Source organism: Bradyrhizobium sp. Crot121 (assembly GCF_059512385.1).
Window position 1 is genome coordinate 1 of the sequence record NZ_JCAMOR010000010.1, and the last position, 15,767, is coordinate 15,767.

The following is a 15,767-nucleotide window of genomic DNA, read 5'->3' on the forward strand; positions in this document are numbered from 1 at the left end:
GACCCGCCCCTCATCTGGGTGAGACGCGCGGAGTCATAGTGCTGATTTGCCCGACGGCGAAAGCGGAATGTTTTTTGTGCGAGGGATGGACAGACTTTCGACTGATTTGCCCGACGGGTCGTTATGTCGCACCGAAAGCAGCCACATCGTCATTGCGAGCAGAGCGAAGCAATCCATAGCGCCACAAGCGGAGGCATGGATTGCTTCGCTCTGCTCGCAATGACGGGGGGCCGTCATTCCGGGGCGATGCGAAGCATCGAGCTATGATGTGCAATTGCACATCAGAGAATCCATTTCTTCACATGCGCTCGCGGCTCGATTGATTCCGGGCTCGCGCTGCGCGCGCCCCGGAATGACGACGGAGATTGTCGCAGCAGGGCGCCGCGTCGCCCCTCACCCGGCCGGCTCATCCGGATCGAGTGCAGCCTCGAAGCGCGTCGATGCATCGCTTGCTTCGCCGGCCGCACCAAACACCGCAGCGGCGGTGATGTCCTTGGCGAGATGGGTGCATTCGAGCCAGACCAGATTGAGCATCAAGGGCGGCAGTTCGCGCGCCTGCTGCATGTTCCTGCAGCGGGCCTCGGCGCCTTCCATGCCCCACCATTGCTGGGCGACCGTCACGACTTTGCGGAAGTTGCGCAAGGTGCCCGACGACTTCGCGCGATCGACCTTGGCGAGCTGCGCGCAATGGTTCAGCCAGTTCAGCCCGGCGACGATCGCAATCGCGACATCGTCGACCGCGCGTCCGGTGAAATCGATCACCGTGTCCTCGTGCGGCTGCTGGCGCAGGAAGCCGTCGATCGTCTCGGCCTGGCGCGATGGCTCCGTCAGCAGCGCGGAGTCGCGTCCCGGAATCATGGTCAGATAGCGCATCCCTTCCAGCCGCGTGTGGCGCCAGATTTCGCGCGGGCTGGCGCTCGCATCATTCGATTTGCGCTTACAGGCGGGATAGACGAGATCGCCGTGATCGGCCTTTTCGAGATATGTCGCGACCACCTTGTCCAGCGCCCGCAACAACGCATCCGCGCCGGCCCTGGCGTCCAGGACCTCTTCTGACGGCACCTCTCTGCCCCAACCAAACAAGGCCATGCTTGTTTCCAGCGTGATCCTCTGCTTTTACGAGTGTAGCACCAGCGCGGCCGATTGCACTGCGCCAATCCGCCGTATTTTCGGCAGAAACGGGGCCGCGGGCGGCAGGATCCAAGGGAACCTTCGCTCTAGATTCTTGTTTTGACGCGTTTTCTTAACGCGAACCGGTGTCCACTTCGCTCGAAAACGCTCTAGCGATTGACGAGCCAGATGATCACGCTCAGCACGACGCTGAGCAATAGCGACGTCATCAGTGGAAAATAGAACGAATAGTTTGATCCCTCGACATGGATGTCACCAGGCAACCGGCCGAGCCCAAGCTTGCCGATCACCGGCCACAGCAGCCCGGCGGCGAGGAGCAGGAGTCCGAGGATGATCAGCGCGCGCTGCATCCGGCACCTCCAATTCGTAGGGCGGGTTACGTCTTGCGCCGGCGCGCTACGCGATGGCAGGTTACGCTTCGCTAACCTGCCCTACAAATTCTCGACTAGCCCCACGGTCCACGCGAGGTGGATGCGCCGCCCCATGGGCTGCGGGAAGGATAGCGCGCGCCGGCGGTAGGTGCAGCACCGCCGCCGAGCTCGGCGGCGAGCTGCTGCAGCGCCGCGACGCGGTTCTCGGTCGACGGGTGGGTGGAGAAGAGATTGTCGACGCCATGGCCCGACAACGGATTGATGATGAACATATGCGCGGTCGCCGGATTGCGCTCGGCCTCGAAGTTCGGCACCTGGTGCGCGGCATTCTCGATCTTCATCAGCGCGGAAGCGAGCCACATCGGCTGGCCGACTATACGCGCGCCGAGATTGTCGGCGGCATATTCCCGGGTGCGGCTGATCGCCGTCTGCACCAGCATGGCTCCCAGCGGCCCCAGGATCATCAGCGCGATCGAGCCGACGACGCCTGGACCGCTGTTGCTGTTGCGGTGGCCGCCGAAGAACATGCCGAACTGCGCCAGCATCGAGATCGCGCCGGCGATGGTGGCGGTGATCGTCATCAAGAGCGTGTCGTGGTTCTTGATATGCGCAAGCTCATGCGCGATCACGCCGGCGAGCTCCTCGCGGCTGAGCTGCTGCATGATGCCAGCGGTGACGGCAACCGCGGCATTCTGCGGATTGCGGCCGGTGGCAAACGCGTTGGGTTGCGCCTCGTCCATCACGAACACGCGCGGCATCGGCAGGCCGGCACGGCTCGCGAGCTCGGCGACGAGGCCGACGAGTTCGGGCGCGGTGCGCGCATCGACCTCATGAGCGCCGTACATCCTGAGCACCATGCGGTCGGAATTCCAGTAGGTGAACAGGTTTGTCGCGGCCGCAACCACCAGCGCGATCATCGCACCGCTGGCGCCGCCGATGAGATAGCCGATCCCCATGAACAGGGCGGTGAGGCCGGCCAGCAGAAGGGCTGTCTTGAAATAATTCATCGCCGTTTCCCCTGCGTCGTTGCGGAAAAACCACTGTTGCAGGCGCAGCTTAGGTAGGGATTTTCCCATAGGTACCGCAAGGGGCGCAAGGTGCGTCGGGGCGACGCGGGAGGTATCTCCCCCGCGTCGTCCCGGCGAACGCCGGGACCCAACCACAGGATTTTGTAATGTGCTTCGCCGCAACCGCTTGCTCGCGCCACAACAACTTCCTGTGGCTATGGGTCCCGGGTCAAGCCCGGGACGACGGTGGAGTGAGGGATAGCCCGCGCGCGAAGCTTCACGTAAAATCAGCGCTCTCTTTCGAATCCACCCCTCCTGCGGCGAGTTCTGATGTTCAAGACCCGATTTGCGATCGCGGCCGTCACGATGATTGCGGCATCTGCGGCCTCCGCGCAGCAGTTGTTGCCGGCACCCACACGTCAGCCTCCGACGGCTGCGCGGCCTGCCACAGTGCCCTCCTCGCGCGCGGCGGCTTGCCATAATGGCCAGAGCTTCGAGCGCTTCCTTGCCGATCTCAAGCAGCGCGCGGTGTCCGAAGGGGTGTCGCAGCAGGCGATCGCGGAAGCCTCGCCCTACCTCGTCTACAACCAAGGCATCGTCAACCGCGACCGCGGGCAGCGCGTGTTCGGCCAGATCTTCACCGAGTTTGCAGGGCGAATGGCCGCGCCCTATCGGATGCAGCAGGGACAGCAGCGCATCAAGACCTATGCGGCGGCGTTCGCGCGCGCCGAGAAGGAATACGGCGTGCCGCCGGCGGTGATCGCCGCGTTCTGGGGATTGGAGAGCGACTTCGGCGCCAACATGGGCAATCTGCCGACGCTGCCCTCGCTGGTGTCGCTTGCCTATGATTGCCGGCGCTCGGAGATGTTCCAGAACGAGACCATCGCGGCCTTGAAGATCATCGACCGCGGCGACCTTTCGGCCGATGAGATGGTCGGCTCCTGGGCCGGCGAGCTCGGGCAGACGCAATTCCTGCCGACGCACTATTTCAACTATGCCGTCGACTATGACGGTGACGGCCATCGCAACCTCTTGAGCAGCGGGCCCGACGTGATCGGCTCGACCGCCAACTACATCGCCAACGGATTGAAGTGGCGGCGCGGCGAGCCGTGGCTGCAGGAAGTGCGCGTGACCGCATCCGGCTTTCCGTGGGACCAGGCCGATCTCACGACCAAGCTGCCCCGCTCGAAATGGGCTCAACTGGGAATAGCCTATCCTGATGGAAGGCCGCTGCCGAATGATGACATGCCGGCATCGCTGCTGTTGCCGATGGGACGAATGGGACCGGCGTTCCTGGCCTATGCAAATTTCGCCGCCTACACCGAATGGAATAATTCGCTGATCTATTCGACCACCGCCGGCTATCTTGCGTCCCGCATCGCAGGCAGCCCGCCGATGCTGCGGCCTTCGGGACCCGTGGCCCAATTGCCGTTCAATGAGATGAAGGAATTGCAGCAGCTCCTGGTGCGCGCCGGCTTCAATGTCGGCAAGGTCGACGGCGTGCTCGGACAGGCGAGCCGCAGCGCCGTGAAGGCGATGCAGATCAAATATGGATTGCCGGCGGATTCCTGGCCATCAGCGGAACTGCTGGCACGGATGCGCGGGCGGACCCAGCCGACCGAAGCGGCGATGCCGTCCGTTCGCTAGGACGGAAGTCCGCTTCGGGAAATGACGCCTCTGTGACAGACTTGTTCAAGAGGTCGTTCTTGCTGCTCACATCCGGATTTGGAACAAATTCTACTGGGGCATTGCGTCCATCGCCGCAATGCACAACTCTTGCCTATCGTTCATTTCTGGAAACCTTCGCATGAGCCAATCCTCCAAACTGTTCGAGCCCTTCAAGCTTGGTCCGCTGACGCTGCCCAATCGGGCGGTGATGGCGCCGTTGACGCGCAACCGCGCGGCACCGTCGAGCTTCGTTCCGAGCCCGCTTGCGGTCGACTATTACGCGCAGCGCGCCTCCGCCGGCCTTCTAATCACCGAGGCGAGCCAGGTCTCGCAGCAGGGCCAGGGCTACCAGGACACGCCCGGCATCTATTCGAAGGAACAGATTGCGGGATGGCGCAAGGTTACCGACGCCGTGCATGCGCGCGGCGGACGCATTGTCATCCAACTCTGGCATGTCGGCCGCATCTCCCACACCTTGTTGCAGCCGAACGGCGGCGCGCCGGTTGCGCCATCCGCGATCCGCGCCAAGACCAAGACCTTCGTGGGCGGCAGCTTTACCGACGTGTCCGAACCGCGGGCACTCGAGTTTTCCGAAATACCTGGAATCATCGAAGACTTCCGGCGCGGCGCAGCGAACGCGATCGAAGCCGGTTTTGACGGCGTCGAGATCCACGGCGCCAACGGTTATCTGCTCGACCAGTTCGCCAAGGATGGCACCAACAAGCGCACCGATGCCTATGGCGGATCGATCGAGAACCGCGCGCGCCTGATGCTGGAAGTCTCCAAGGCGGTTGCCGCGGAAGTTGGCGCCGAGCGCACCGGCATCCGCATCTCGCCGGTGACGCCGGCCAATGACGTCTCGGACTCCAACCCGCAGCCGCTGTTCGATCACATCGTCGACGGACTCAATGCGCTGAAGCTGGTCTATATCCACGTCATCGAAGGCGCGACCGGCGGGCCGCGAGATGTCGCACCGTTCGACTATGCGTCGCTGCGCAAGCGCTTCAAGCAGGCATATGTGGCCAACAACGGCTATGATTTCGCGCTGGCGAACAAGGTGCTGGAATCCGGTGCCGCCGACCTGATCGCGTTCGGCAAGCTGTTCATCTCCAATCCCGACCTGGTCGAGCGCCTGAAGAGTGGCGCAGCGCTGAACGAATGGGACAAGGCCACGTTCTACGGCGGCGGCGCGAAGGGATACACGGACTATCCGACGCTGGAGGCCGCGGAAGCGGCGCAGTAGCCGCGAACACCGCCGTCATTGCGAGGAGCGAAGCGACGAAGCAATCCATACTTCCGCAAGCGGAGAGATGGATTGCTTCGCTTCGCTCGCAATGACGGGAGAAAAGGACGACATCTCTCTCCCACCATCATTCCGGGGCGGCCCGCAGGGCCGAGCCCGGAATCCATTTCACGGCATCCTCTGCAGCACGATGGATTCTCTGATGTGCACTTGCACATCATAGCTCGCGCTTCGCGCGCCCCGGAATGACGAAAGGCCGGGATTGCTCCCGGCCTTTTGTCTCTCTCCGTCATGCCCGGGCTTGTCCCGGGCATCCACGTCTTCCCACACGCGCGGCGACGCGTGGATGGCCGGGACAAGCCCGGCCATGACGGCGTTGCAAGAGATCACTTCGCCTCGGCGCGCTTCGGCGGAGTGGCGGGCCACGACTTGATCAGGGTGTCGTAGTCGACCGTCTCGCCCTTCGGCTTCTCGTTGGCGAGCTTGCGCTGGGGCGCGATGGTGCCATCTTTCTCGGCCTTGGCGAACCAGTATTCCGGCTTCTCCTTCTTGTTCAGCTTCGGGCCGCAGGCGCCCTGCACGCCTGATTTCTCGAGCCGCTCCATCACCGAATCCTGGGCCGCGGCGAGCGCGTCCATCGCCTGTTGCGGCGTCTTCGCACCCGACGACGCATCGCCGATGTTCTGCCACCAGAGCTGGGCGAGCTTCGGATAGTCAGGCACGTTGTTGCCGGTCGGGGTCCACTGCACGCGCGCGGGCGAGCGGTAGAACTCGATCAAGCCGCCGAGCTGGGGCGCGCGCTCGGTGAACGACTTGTCCCAGATATCGGACTCGCGGATGAAGGTGAGACCGACATGGCTCTTCTTCAACGACACCGTCTTGGAGACGATGAACTGCAGATAGAGCCAGGCTGCCTTGCGGCGGTCCGCCGGCGTCGACTTCAACAGCGTCAGCGAGCCGGCGTCCTGATAGCCGAGCTTCATGCCTTCCTTCCAGTACGCGCCGTGCGGCGACGGGGCCATGCGCCATTTCGGCGTGCCGTCTGCGTTCATGACGGGAATGCCTGGTTTCACCATGTCGGCGGTGAACGCGGTGTACCAGAAGATCTGCTGGGCGATGTTGCCCTGCGCCGGCACCGGGCCCGATTCGGAGAAGGTCATGCCCTGCGCCTGCGGCGGGGCGTACTTCTTGAGCCACTCGAGATATTTGGTGATCGAGTAGACGGCGGCCGGACCATTGGTGTCGCCGCCGCGCTCGACCGACGAACCAACGGGGCGGCAGCCTTCCATGCGGATGCCCCACTCGTCGACCGGCAGACCGTTCGGGATGCCCCTGTCGCCATTGCCCGCCATCGACAGCCAGGCGTCGGTGAAGCGCCAGCCGAGCGAGGGGTCCTTCTTGCCATAGTCCATATGGCCGTAGACCTTGACGCCGTTGATCTCCTTGATGTCGTTGGTGAAGAACTCGGCGATATCTTCATACGCCGACCAGTTCACGGGCACGCCGAGCTCGTAGCCATACTTGGCCTTGAACTTGGCCTTGTAGTCGGGGTTGGTGAACCAGTCGTAGCGGAACCAATAGACGTTGGCGAACTGCTGGTCGGGCAACTGATAGAGCTTGCCGTCCGGCGCCGTCGTGAACGACTTGCCGATGAAGTCGTTGACGTCGAGATAGGGATCGGTGACGTCCTTGCCCTCGCCGGTCATGTAGTCCGACAGCACGATGGTCTGGCCGTAGCGGAAATGCGTGCCGATCAGGTCGCTATCATTGATCCAGCCGTCATAGACGTTCTTGCCGGACTGCATCTGGGTCTGCAGCTTCTCGACCACGTCGCCTTCCTGGATGGTGTCGTGCTTGAGCTTGATGCCCGTGATCTCGCTGAATGCCTTGGCGAGCGTCTTCGCCTCATATTCATGCGTCGTAATGGTTTCCGAGACGATGTTGATTTCCATGCCCTTGAAGGGCTCGGCCGCCTTCGCGAACCACTGCAGCTCCTTCATCTGGTCGTCCTTCGAGATCGTCGAAGGCTGGAATTCGCTGTCGATCCATTTCTGGTTGACGGCGTCGTCGGCGCGCGCCGGTGCGGCAACGCCCGCGGCAGCCACAAGCAGCGCGGCGGCGCTGGTCATCGCGAGCCAACGGCTCCTGGTCAGGTTCCTTCCTCTCAAGTGTCGCATGGCGGTTCCTCCGGTTATGGCGACAAATTAAAATCCAGGTCCGGGTTGATCCCGGATCTGCTCTTCTTCACTTCCTCAGACGGTGCGGAAAATCACAACGGCCGTGGCAAGCGAAATCAGTGTGGCGAGCCACAGGCTCGAAACCTCGACGCCCTCCTCCCCAATGGGCAGCGTGTAGATGGAGTCGGCGCCGACGAGCCCGATCCAGACGAGATGGATGACAGCGGCGAGCACCAGCGAGATGAAGAGACGATCGCCGCGCGTGGTCGGAATCCTGAGCACGCCGACGCGCTCGGCTTCGGGATAGGCGACCGCGAGCCAGGTCATCAGCGCCAGCGTCATGCCGAGCAGCGCAAAGAAGATCGCCGTCGGCAGCGTCCAGGCCATCCATGCGATACTTTCCATCGGGCGCCTCCTACACGCGGCCGAGCGCGAAGCCGCGCGCGATATAGTTGCGGACGAACCAAATCACGAGCGCGCCCGGGATGATGGTGAGCGCGCCGGCGGCCGCCAAGAGGCCCCAATCCATGCCGGCAGCGGAAACCGTGCGCGTCATCACCGCGGAGATCGGCTTGGCATAGACAGAGGTGAGCGTGCGCGCGAGCAGCAGCTCGACCCAGGAGAACATGAAGCAGAAGAAGGCGGCCACGCCGATGCCGCTTGCGATCAAGGGCACCAGGATCTTGATGAAGAAGCGCGGAAAGGAATAGCCGTCGAGGAACGCGGTCTCGTCGATCTCGCGCGGCACGCTGGAGACGAAGCCTTCGAGGATCCAGACCGCGAGCGGAACGTTGAAGATGCAATGCGCCAGCGCCACCGCCCAGGGCGTATCGAACAGGCCGATCGCCGAATAGAGATTGAAGAACGGCAGCGCAAAGACCGCGGCCGGCGCCATGCGGTTCGACAGCAGCCAGAAGAACAGGTGCTTGTCGCCGAGGAAGCGATAGCGCGAGAACGCGTAAGCCGCGGGCAGCGCCACCGAGATCGAGATCACGGTGTTGATGATCACATATTTCAGCGAGTTGATGTAGCCGGAATACCAGCTTTCGTCGGTGAAGATGCGCATGTAGTTCTCGATCGTCGGCTGGTGCGGCCACAGCGTCATGGTCGAGACGATCTCGCCGTTGGTCTTGAAGCTCATGTTGATGAGCCAGTAGATCGGCAACAACAGGAAGATCAGGAACAGCGAGATGATGAGGCGGCGCCCGGGAATCGTGCCCATCACACAGCTACCTCTTTTTGCGGGCGCTCGGCGCCGGCATTGGTCATGACGGTGTAGAATACCCAGCAGACGATCAGGATGATGAGGTTGTAGACCAGCGACAGCGCGGCGGCCTTGCCGAGATCGAACTGGCCGAGCGCGATCTTGACCAGCTCGATCGAGATGAAGGTGGTCGAATTGCCCGGCCCGCCGCCGGTGACGACGAACGGCTCGGTATAGATCATGAAACTGTCCATGAAGCGGAGCAGCACCGCGATCAGGAGCACGCGGTTCATCTTCGGCAACTGGATCGCGCGGAACACCGCCCAGCGCGATGCGCCGTCGATCTGGGCGGCCTGGTAATACGCATCGGGAATCGACTTCAGGCCGGCGTAGCAGAGCAGCGCCACCAGGCTGGTCCAGTGCCAGACGTCCATCACGATCACGGTCGCCCAGGCGTCGAACTCGTTGGAGACGTAGTTGTAAGGGATACCCAGGCTGTTCAGCGTGTAGCCGAGCAGGCCGATGTCGGGACGGCCGAAGATCTGCCAGATGGTGCCGACCACGTTAAACGGGATCAGCAGCGGCAGCGCCAGGATCACGAGGCAGACCGCGACGGTCCAGCCCTCGCGCGGCATCGACAGCGCGACCACGATGCCAAGCGGGATCTCGATCGCGAGGATGATCGCTGAGAAGATCAGGTTGCGCCACAGCGAGGCGAAGAAGCGCTCGCCGAGGTCGGTCGTGGGATCGAGCAATTCCTTGAACCAGCCGACGCCGTTCCAGAAGAACTGGTTGTTGCCGAACGTGTCCTGCATCGAATAGTTCACCACCGTCATCAGCGGGATGATCGCGGAGAACGCCACCACCAGGAACACCGGCAGCACCAGGAACCAGGCTTTCTGGTTGACCGTCTTGTCCATCACGCAACCCCCTCGACCAGGCGGCTGTCGGCATAGACGTGCACATGCGCGGGATCGAACACGAGCCCGGCCATGTTGTCGGGCACCGAAAATCCCGGCGGCACACGTGCCGCGAATTTGGAATCGCCGACGCGCACCCGCGCAAAGCGGATGCGGCCGAGATCGTCGATCCGCTCGATCGTCGCCGCGAGCAGGCCGGAGGCGGGCGGCGCGATGTCGACGAATTCCGGCCGCACCCCGATCTCGATTTTCGCGTCCGCGGGCAGCACGCCGTAATTGCGGTGCAGGCCGATGGTGTGGCCATCGATCCGCGCTTCGCGCCCATCGACGTGAGCCGGCACGATGTTCATGCCGGGCGAGCCGATGAAATAGCCGACAAAGGTGTGCGCGGGCTTATCGAACAGTTCGGCCGGCGAGCCGCTCTGCACCACGCGGCCGTCATGCATGACGACGACGGTGTCAGCGAAGGTCAGTGCCTCCGTCTGGTCGTGGGTGACATAGATCATCGTGAGATCGAGCTCGCGGTGCAGCGCCTTCAATTTCGAACGCAACTGCCATTTCAATTCGGGGTCGATGACGGTCAGCGGCTCGTCGAATAGGATCGCGGCGACGTCGGATCGCACCAATCCGCGGCCGAGCGAGATCTTCTGCTTGGCATCGGCGGTGAGCCGCGTCGCCTTGCGGTTAAGGTAGGGCGCAAGGTCGAGCAGCTCCGCGATCCGCTTCACGCGCGCTGATATCTCCGCCTTCGGCACGCCGCGGTTCTTCAGCGGAAAAGCCAGATTCTCGCCGACCGTCATGGTGTCGTAGATGACCGGGAACTGGAACACCTGCGCGATGTTGCGCTTCTGCGTCGACAGCGGCGTGATGTCCTTGCCGTCGAACAGGATCTGTCCGCGCGACGGCGTCACGATGCCTGAAATGAGATTCAGCAGCGTGGTCTTGCCGCAGCCGGAGGGGCCGAGCAGCGCATAGGCGCCGCCCTGCCGCCAGGTCATCGTCACCGGCTTCAGCGCGAAGGATTCCGGCGGCGCGTCATTGCCGCTGTAGGAGTGCGCGAGATCGACGAGGTCAATGCGGGCCATGCGCCATCTCCCTCAATTCCGGCCAGGGGCTGCGACCAGGCGGTCGGCCAAGTCGAACACGAAGATATCGTCCGGATTGAGCGCCGCGTTGAGCGCCTGCCCGGGCTCATATTCATGTACGCCGTGCAGCACCGCGACCCAGTTGGCGGAGCCGTGCTGCAGGTGGACAAAGCTCTCGGAGCCGGTGATCTCGGTCACCGTGACGGTCGCCCGGAAGGTATGGCGGCCGGTGGCGTGGCGGCCGACTTCGAGCTGGTGCGCACGGAAACCGACGCGATAGGCGCCATCGGCAAGGCCCAGATAGAGTCCGGCCGTTGGCGCCTGCATGCCGCCGGGATAGTGCACAGCGCCGTTCTTCTTTTCGATATTGACGATGTTGAGCGGCGGATCGGAATAGACTTGGGCGACGCGCAGCGTCTCGGGCTGCCGATACACCTTCCAGCTGGCGCCGGCCTGCAGCACGCGGCCTTGCCACATGCAGATGGTGTCGCCGCCGAGCAGCAGCGCTTCCGAAGGCTCGGTGGTGGCGTAGATGAAGATCGCGCCTGACGCCTCGAAGATGCGCGGCAGTTCGGTGCGCAATTCCTCGCGCAGCTTGTAATCGAGATTGGCGAGCGGCTCGTCAAGCAGCACGAGGTCGGCGCCCTTGACCAGTGCGCGTGCAATCGCAGTGCGCTGCTGCTGACCGCCGGACAATTGCAGCGGCGTGCGCTTCAGGAACGGTTCAAGCCGCAACAGCTTTGCGGCATCCGCCACGCGCTTGTCGATCTCCTCGCGCGGCCGCCCCTGCACACGCAAGGGCGAGGCGATGTTCTCATAGACCGAAAGCGAGGGATAATTGATGAACTGCTGATAGACCATCGCGACCGAGCGCCGGCGCACGTCGATGCCGGTGACATCCTTGCCGTCGACCAGCACGCGGCCGGTGGTCGGCTTGTCGAGGCCGGCGAGCAACCGCATGATCGAGGTCTTGCCCGATAGCGTCGGGCCGAGCAGCACGCTGAGCGTGCCGCGCTCGAGCGTCAGCGAGACATCGTGGATGGCCGGGATGCCGTCCACGGTGCGCGTGACGTGGTCGAGCGAGACACTCATGGCCGTCCTCCCGCTTCGCGTAGCGGACGTTCGCCGGACAGGCCATGAGCGGCGATCCATTCGTCGAGCGCCGATATCTCGGCGGCCGACATCCTCAAACCCAATTTGGAGCGGCGCCAGACGATGTCTTCGGCGGTCAACGCCCATTCGTTCGCCATCAGGTACCTGACTTCGCTTTCCGTCAAGGTGGCGCCGAAGGACTTTCCGAGATCGCCGATCGATTCCGCGCTGCCGAGTACTTTTGTCGCACGCGTGCCGTAGGCATGCGCGAGCCGGCTCGCATGCGCCGCCGACAGGAACGGATAGTCGCGCACCAGTTCCGCAGCGAGCGCGTCGACCGCGGAGACATCCATCTCGCCACCGGGCAGCGGCGCCTTGCCGGTCCAGCCCTCACTGGCTTTTGCACTGGGCAAGTAGGGCGCAAGCCGCTCCAGCGCTTCTTCGGCCAATCGCCGGTAGGTCGTGATCTTGCCGCCATAGATCGAGAGCAGCGGCACGCCGCCGGGCGTATCGAGCTCGAACACGTAGTCGCGCGTCGCGGCCTTTGCCTCGCTCGCGCCGTCATCATAGAGCGGGCGCACACCGGAATAGGTCCAGACCACATCCTCCGGCTTCACCGGCCTCGCCAGATACTCGCTGACGGAGGCGCAGAGATAGCTGATCTCCTCCTCCGTCGCCTTCACCTTGGCGGGGTCGCCGTCGTAGTCGCGGTCGGTGGTGCCGATCAGCGAGAACTCACCCTGGTAAGGAATCACGAAGACGATGCGGCCATCCGCGTTCTGGAAGATGTAAGCGCGGTCGTGGTCGTAAAGCTTCTTCACGACGATATGAGAGCCCTGCACAAGCCGCACTTTTGCGCGCGCGTTGACGCCGGCGCCCGAAGCAAGCACCTCCTCGACCCAGGGACCGCCGGCATTGACCAGCGCCCGCGCCCGCACCGTCCGCCGCGCGCCGCTGCCGTCGTCCTCGACCGTGACATTCCAGAGGCCGTCGGCCTGCCTGATCTCGACGGCACGGGTGCGCGTGCAAATCTCTGCCCCGCGATCGGCCGCATCGCGCGCGGTCAGCACGACCAGCCGCGCGTCGTCGACGAAGCAGTCCGAATACTCGAACCCTTTGACGTAGCGATTCTTGATCAGGGGCTTGCCGACCTCGTCGCGGGTGAGATCCACCGTCCGTGTCGGCGGCAGCAGGTGCCGGCCGCCGATGTGATCGTAAAGGAACAGCCCGAGCCGGAGCAGCCAGGCCGGGCGCAGGCCGGCGTGGTGCGGCAAAACGAAACGCAGGGGGCGGATGATGTGGGGCGCGATCTGCCAGAGAATCTCGCGCTCGATCAGGGCTTCGCGGACCAGGCGGAACTCGTAATATTCGAGGTAGCGCAGCCCGCCATGCACGAGCTTGGTCGACCAGGACGATGTCCCGCTCGCTAAGTCATTCATTTCGCAGAGGAACACGGAATTACCCCGGCCCACCGCGTCGCGCGCGATGCCGCAGCCGTTAATGCCGCCCCCAATGATTGCGAGGTCGAAAATCCGATCCAACAGACGCTTCCCCGGCCGCACGCGTTCGCTTTCGGCGATTTCGCTTTCGGATTTGATTAGATCACAAAGGAAAACGAAAGCAAACCGAAAATGGGGAACCGGGTCTACGACTTGGGGATGAAGGATAACGGGTTCTGCAGCGGGGCCTCATCCTTCGAGACGCGCGTTCCGCGCCCCTCAGGATGAGGGGCAGACGGCTGTGCCAGGGCCGTCATTGCGAGGAGCGATAGCGACGAAGCAATCCATGCCGCAGCAAGTGGCGGGATGGATTGCTTCGCTGCGCTCGCAATGACCGGGGAGAGAGCGGCGCGCTCGCATCTATCTCCTCAGCCTGAGGAGCCTGCGAAGCAGGCGTCTCGAAGGGCGAGGCCACCGGCGGTGCTAGACGCTTCGCAGTGTCACCGGTGCGGGCTCAGGCGCGGTGTCGTCGATATCGGCGGCCGGCTTATCCATCGCCACGACCACCTCGATGCCTCTGCTGTGGCAGATGTTGGCGAGTCCCGCCGGCAATTCGGTGTCGGTAATAAAAGTCTGGATCTGGCTGATATGGGCGATGCGGACCGGGGCGCTGCGGCGGAGTTTTGTTGAGTCCGCCACCAGCATCACGTTGCGGGCGTTGGCGATGATGGCCTGGGCGACCTGGACTTCGCGATAGTCGAAATCCAAAAGCGCACCCTCCTCGTCGATCGCCGACGCGCCGATGATCGCGTAGTCGACCTTGAACTGGCCGATCAGTTGCGTCGCGGTGGAGCCGACCACGGCGCCGTCGGCACGGCGCACGGTGCCGCCTGCCACCACTACCTCGATGCGGGGATGGCGATAGAGCAGCATCGCGACATTGAGGTTGTTGGTGATGACGAGCAGACCCTCATGCGAGGTCAGCGCGCTCGCGACCTCCTCCGTCGTGGTGCCGATGTTGATGAAGAGCGAGCAGCCGTTCGGAATGCGCGCCGCAGCCGCTGTCCCGATCGCCTTCTTCTCCTCGGCGGCGACGAAGCGCCGCGCCTCATAGGCAAGATTTTCCACGCCGGACGCGATGATCGCGCCGCCATGGATGCGCGTCAGCGAACGGCGGTCGCAGAGATCGTTGAGGTCCTTGCGGATGGTCTGCGCGGAGACTTCGAAACGTTTTGCCAAGTCCTCCACCATCACGCGGCCAAAGGCGCGCGCGAGGTTGAGGATTTCGGTCTGGCGATGGGTCAATACGGGCACGGCGGCACCTTGCGGCATCGAAAGCCGCATGCTGCGGCGGTTTGGCGCCAAGGTCAACGCAGGAGACGTCGCCGATTAAGGCGTCATTGTCTCCAGGCGTCGTCCCGGCCTTGAGCCGGGACCCATAACCACAGGCCTATGTAGTGTGCTCCGCTGCAACTACTTGCTCATGCCACACACACACGATTGTGGTTATGGGTCCCTGCTTTCGCAAGGGAAGACGGAGAGACCGTCCTGGAATCTATGATGCCAGCTTCAACTCGCCGTCGGCGAGGCGGCGGGCGGCGCGTTCGGCTTCGCGGGCGTTGCGGAAGACCTGGCCTTCGAGCCGGTTGAACTGATGACTGGCTGCGAAGAAGCGATAGCCACGCTCATCGCGTACGACGATTCCGGCCGGATTGGAGCCGACTTCGATTATGTAGGTATCAGACATTCCCAGTCCCGATTGAAGTGCGGGCCAATAACGGGAAGAGAGCCTGATTGTTCCTCAGGCCTCGCCGCCGTGTCATGCGAAAACCGATGCTTGGCGCCACGAAATGACCGCACTTGCTCGGCCCTCCGAGCACCGAATCACCTGCTTTCGCGAGAGGTGGGATACGAGCGGCTGATAACAATCATGTGTAAGCGATGAGACGTCCAGATCACAATCCGATTTGAGATCGGATCGTGATCTTATCTTTGTTTGAGCATGATCTCCGCGCAAACGCTCCGCGTTTGTCGCAGGGAAAACCGGCTGCCACTTTTCCGGACCATGCTCTACGTCGCAAGCGTCGCGCCATCGCGCTGGATCGGCTGCGGATTGCCGTGGTCGTCAATCGAGACGTAGGTAAAATTGCCGTCGGTCACCAGGATCGATTGCCGCTCTTTCCGTCGCAGCACCCAGGCTTCGAGATGGACGGCGATCGAGGTGCGACCGATCCGCACAAGGTTGGCGTGCACCGAGACGAGATCGCCGACATAGACGGCTTTACGAAAATTCATCGCCTCGATCGCGACCGTCACGGTGCGCGATCGCGCGACCTTCGAGGCGAACACGCCGCCACCGAGATCCATCTGGCTCAGCAGCCAGCCGCCGAAGATGTCGCCATTGGCGTTGGTATCCGCCGGCATCGCCAG

At 63.2% G+C, this 15,767-nt stretch carries 15 protein-coding genes; 2 read left to right on the forward strand and 13 right to left on the reverse strand.

Annotated features, from left to right (window positions below):
* Nucleotides 1–393 precede the first annotated feature (393 nt).
* The 3 genes from AC5ZGW_RS11920 to htpX all read right to left on the reverse strand — a co-directional run bounded on the left by AC5ZGW_RS11920 (nt 394) and on the right by htpX (nt 2,509).
* Nucleotides 394–1,089, reverse strand: coding sequence for a hypothetical protein (locus tag AC5ZGW_RS11920; RefSeq protein WP_130224925.1), 696 nt, complete (start codon nt 1,087–1,089; stop codon nt 394–396).
* 191 nt (nt 1,090–1,280) lie between these two features.
* Nucleotides 1,281–1,481, reverse strand: a complete 201-nt coding sequence (locus AC5ZGW_RS11925; RefSeq protein WP_130224927.1) for a DUF2905 domain-containing protein — start codon at nt 1,479–1,481, stop codon at nt 1,281–1,283.
* Between the two features lie 95 nt (nt 1,482–1,576).
* Complete coding sequence (gene htpX / locus AC5ZGW_RS11930) at nt 1,577–2,509, reverse strand: zinc metalloprotease HtpX (protein WP_130224929.1); 933 nt, start codon at nt 2,507–2,509, stop codon at nt 1,577–1,579.
* A 330-nt stretch (nt 2,510–2,839) separates the two neighbouring features.
* On the opposite strand from htpX, the gene AC5ZGW_RS11935 reads away from it, so the two are divergent.
* Together AC5ZGW_RS11935 and AC5ZGW_RS11940 are read left to right on the forward strand one after the other, a co-directional pair.
* Entirely contained in the window at nt 2,840–4,156 is a 1,317-nt protein-coding gene (locus AC5ZGW_RS11935) for a lytic murein transglycosylase (RefSeq protein WP_130224931.1), read from the forward strand.
* Nucleotides 4,157–4,316: 160 nt separating this feature from the next.
* The gene (locus tag AC5ZGW_RS11940; RefSeq protein WP_130224933.1) at nt 4,317–5,420 is read left to right on the forward strand and encodes an alkene reductase; all 1,104 of its coding nucleotides are present in this window, start codon (nt 4,317–4,319) and stop codon (nt 5,418–5,420) included.
* Nucleotides 5,421–5,806: 386 nt separating this feature from the next.
* On the opposite strand, the gene AC5ZGW_RS11945 is transcribed toward AC5ZGW_RS11940, so the two are convergent.
* From AC5ZGW_RS11945 to AC5ZGW_RS11990, 10 genes are all read right to left on the reverse strand, one after another.
* Nucleotides 5,807–7,549 (reverse strand): ABC transporter substrate-binding protein, encoded by a 1,743-nt coding sequence (locus tag AC5ZGW_RS11945; protein ID WP_207230984.1) that lies wholly within the window; start codon nt 7,547–7,549, stop codon nt 5,807–5,809.
* A gap of 123 nt (nt 7,550–7,672) precedes the next feature.
* Complete coding sequence (locus AC5ZGW_RS11950; protein ID WP_130224937.1) at nt 7,673–8,002, reverse strand: DUF2160 domain-containing protein; 330 nt, start codon at nt 8,000–8,002, stop codon at nt 7,673–7,675.
* A 10-nt stretch (nt 8,003–8,012) separates the two neighbouring features.
* Nucleotides 8,013–8,819, reverse strand: coding sequence for a carbohydrate ABC transporter permease (locus AC5ZGW_RS11955; RefSeq protein WP_130224939.1), 807 nt, complete (start codon nt 8,817–8,819; stop codon nt 8,013–8,015).
* A complete protein-coding gene (locus AC5ZGW_RS11960) occupies nt 8,819–9,721 on the reverse strand; it encodes a carbohydrate ABC transporter permease (RefSeq protein WP_130224941.1) in 903 nt (300 codons plus the stop codon). Before AC5ZGW_RS11960 ends, AC5ZGW_RS11955 begins: the two co-directional genes overlap by 1 nt.
* Nucleotides 9,721–10,806 carry an ABC transporter ATP-binding protein gene (locus AC5ZGW_RS11965; RefSeq protein WP_130224942.1) on the reverse strand — a complete coding sequence of 362 codons (1,086 nt, stop codon included), beginning with the start codon at nt 10,804–10,806 and terminating at the stop codon, nt 9,721–9,723. The genes AC5ZGW_RS11960 and AC5ZGW_RS11965 overlap by 1 nt, the downstream gene beginning before the upstream one ends.
* A gap of 12 nt (nt 10,807–10,818) precedes the next feature.
* Nucleotides 10,819–11,898, reverse strand: coding sequence for an ABC transporter ATP-binding protein (locus AC5ZGW_RS11970; RefSeq protein ID WP_130224943.1), 1,080 nt, complete (start codon nt 11,896–11,898; stop codon nt 10,819–10,821).
* A complete protein-coding gene (gene glpD, locus AC5ZGW_RS11975; protein ID WP_130224944.1) occupies nt 11,895–13,439 on the reverse strand; it encodes a glycerol-3-phosphate dehydrogenase in 1,545 nt (514 codons plus the stop codon). Before glpD ends, AC5ZGW_RS11970 begins: the two co-directional genes overlap by 4 nt.
* Nucleotides 13,440–13,820: 381 nt before the next feature.
* Nucleotides 13,821–14,651, reverse strand: a complete 831-nt coding sequence (locus tag AC5ZGW_RS11980; RefSeq protein WP_130224998.1) for a DeoR/GlpR family DNA-binding transcription regulator — start codon at nt 14,649–14,651, stop codon at nt 13,821–13,823.
* A 241-nt stretch (nt 14,652–14,892) separates the two neighbouring features.
* A complete protein-coding gene (locus AC5ZGW_RS11985) occupies nt 14,893–15,084 on the reverse strand; it encodes a hypothetical protein (RefSeq protein WP_130224945.1) in 192 nt (63 codons plus the stop codon).
* Nucleotides 15,085–15,407: 323 nt separating this feature from the next.
* The gene (locus tag AC5ZGW_RS11990; RefSeq protein WP_207230986.1) at nt 15,408–15,761 is read right to left on the reverse strand and encodes an acyl-CoA thioesterase; all 354 of its coding nucleotides are present in this window, start codon (nt 15,759–15,761) and stop codon (nt 15,408–15,410) included.
* Nucleotides 15,762–15,767: the final 6 nt, after the last annotated feature.

What these genes read in the sequence shown, in the direction of transcription:
- AC5ZGW_RS11990 (WP_207230986.1), bottom strand. Translation starts at nt 15,761, where the DNA reads ATGCCGGCGGATACCAACGCCAATGGCGACATCTTCGGCGGCTGGCTG.
- AC5ZGW_RS11940 (WP_130224933.1), top strand. Translation starts at nt 4,317, where the DNA reads ATGAGCCAATCCTCCAAACTGTTCGAGCCCTTCAAGCTTGGTCCGCTG.
- htpX (WP_130224929.1), bottom strand. Translation starts at nt 2,509, where the DNA reads ATGAATTATTTCAAGACAGCCCTTCTGCTGGCCGGCCTCACCGCCCTG.
- AC5ZGW_RS11950 (WP_130224937.1), bottom strand. Translation starts at nt 8,002, where the DNA reads ATGGAAAGTATCGCATGGATGGCCTGGACGCTGCCGACGGCGATCTTC.
- AC5ZGW_RS11955 (WP_130224939.1), bottom strand. Translation starts at nt 8,819, where the DNA reads ATGGGCACGATTCCCGGGCGCCGCCTCATCATCTCGCTGTTCCTGATC.
- AC5ZGW_RS11960 (WP_130224941.1), bottom strand. Translation starts at nt 9,721, where the DNA reads ATGGACAAGACGGTCAACCAGAAAGCCTGGTTCCTGGTGCTGCCGGTG.
- AC5ZGW_RS11925 (WP_130224927.1), bottom strand. Translation starts at nt 1,481, where the DNA reads ATGCAGCGCGCGCTGATCATCCTCGGACTCCTGCTCCTCGCCGCCGGG.
- AC5ZGW_RS11970 (WP_130224943.1), bottom strand. Translation starts at nt 11,898, where the DNA reads ATGAGTGTCTCGCTCGACCACGTCACGCGCACCGTGGACGGCATCCCG.
- AC5ZGW_RS11945 (WP_207230984.1), bottom strand. Translation starts at nt 7,549, where the DNA reads ATGACCAGCGCCGCCGCGCTGCTTGTGGCTGCCGCGGGCGTTGCCGCA.
- AC5ZGW_RS11920 (WP_130224925.1), bottom strand. Translation starts at nt 1,089, where the DNA reads ATGGCCTTGTTTGGTTGGGGCAGAGAGGTGCCGTCAGAAGAGGTCCTG.
- AC5ZGW_RS11985 (WP_130224945.1), bottom strand. Translation starts at nt 15,084, where the DNA reads ATGTCTGATACCTACATAATCGAAGTCGGCTCCAATCCGGCCGGAATC.
- AC5ZGW_RS11965 (WP_130224942.1), bottom strand. Translation starts at nt 10,806, where the DNA reads ATGGCCCGCATTGACCTCGTCGATCTCGCGCACTCCTACAGCGGCAAT.
- AC5ZGW_RS11935 (WP_130224931.1), top strand. Translation starts at nt 2,840, where the DNA reads ATGTTCAAGACCCGATTTGCGATCGCGGCCGTCACGATGATTGCGGCA.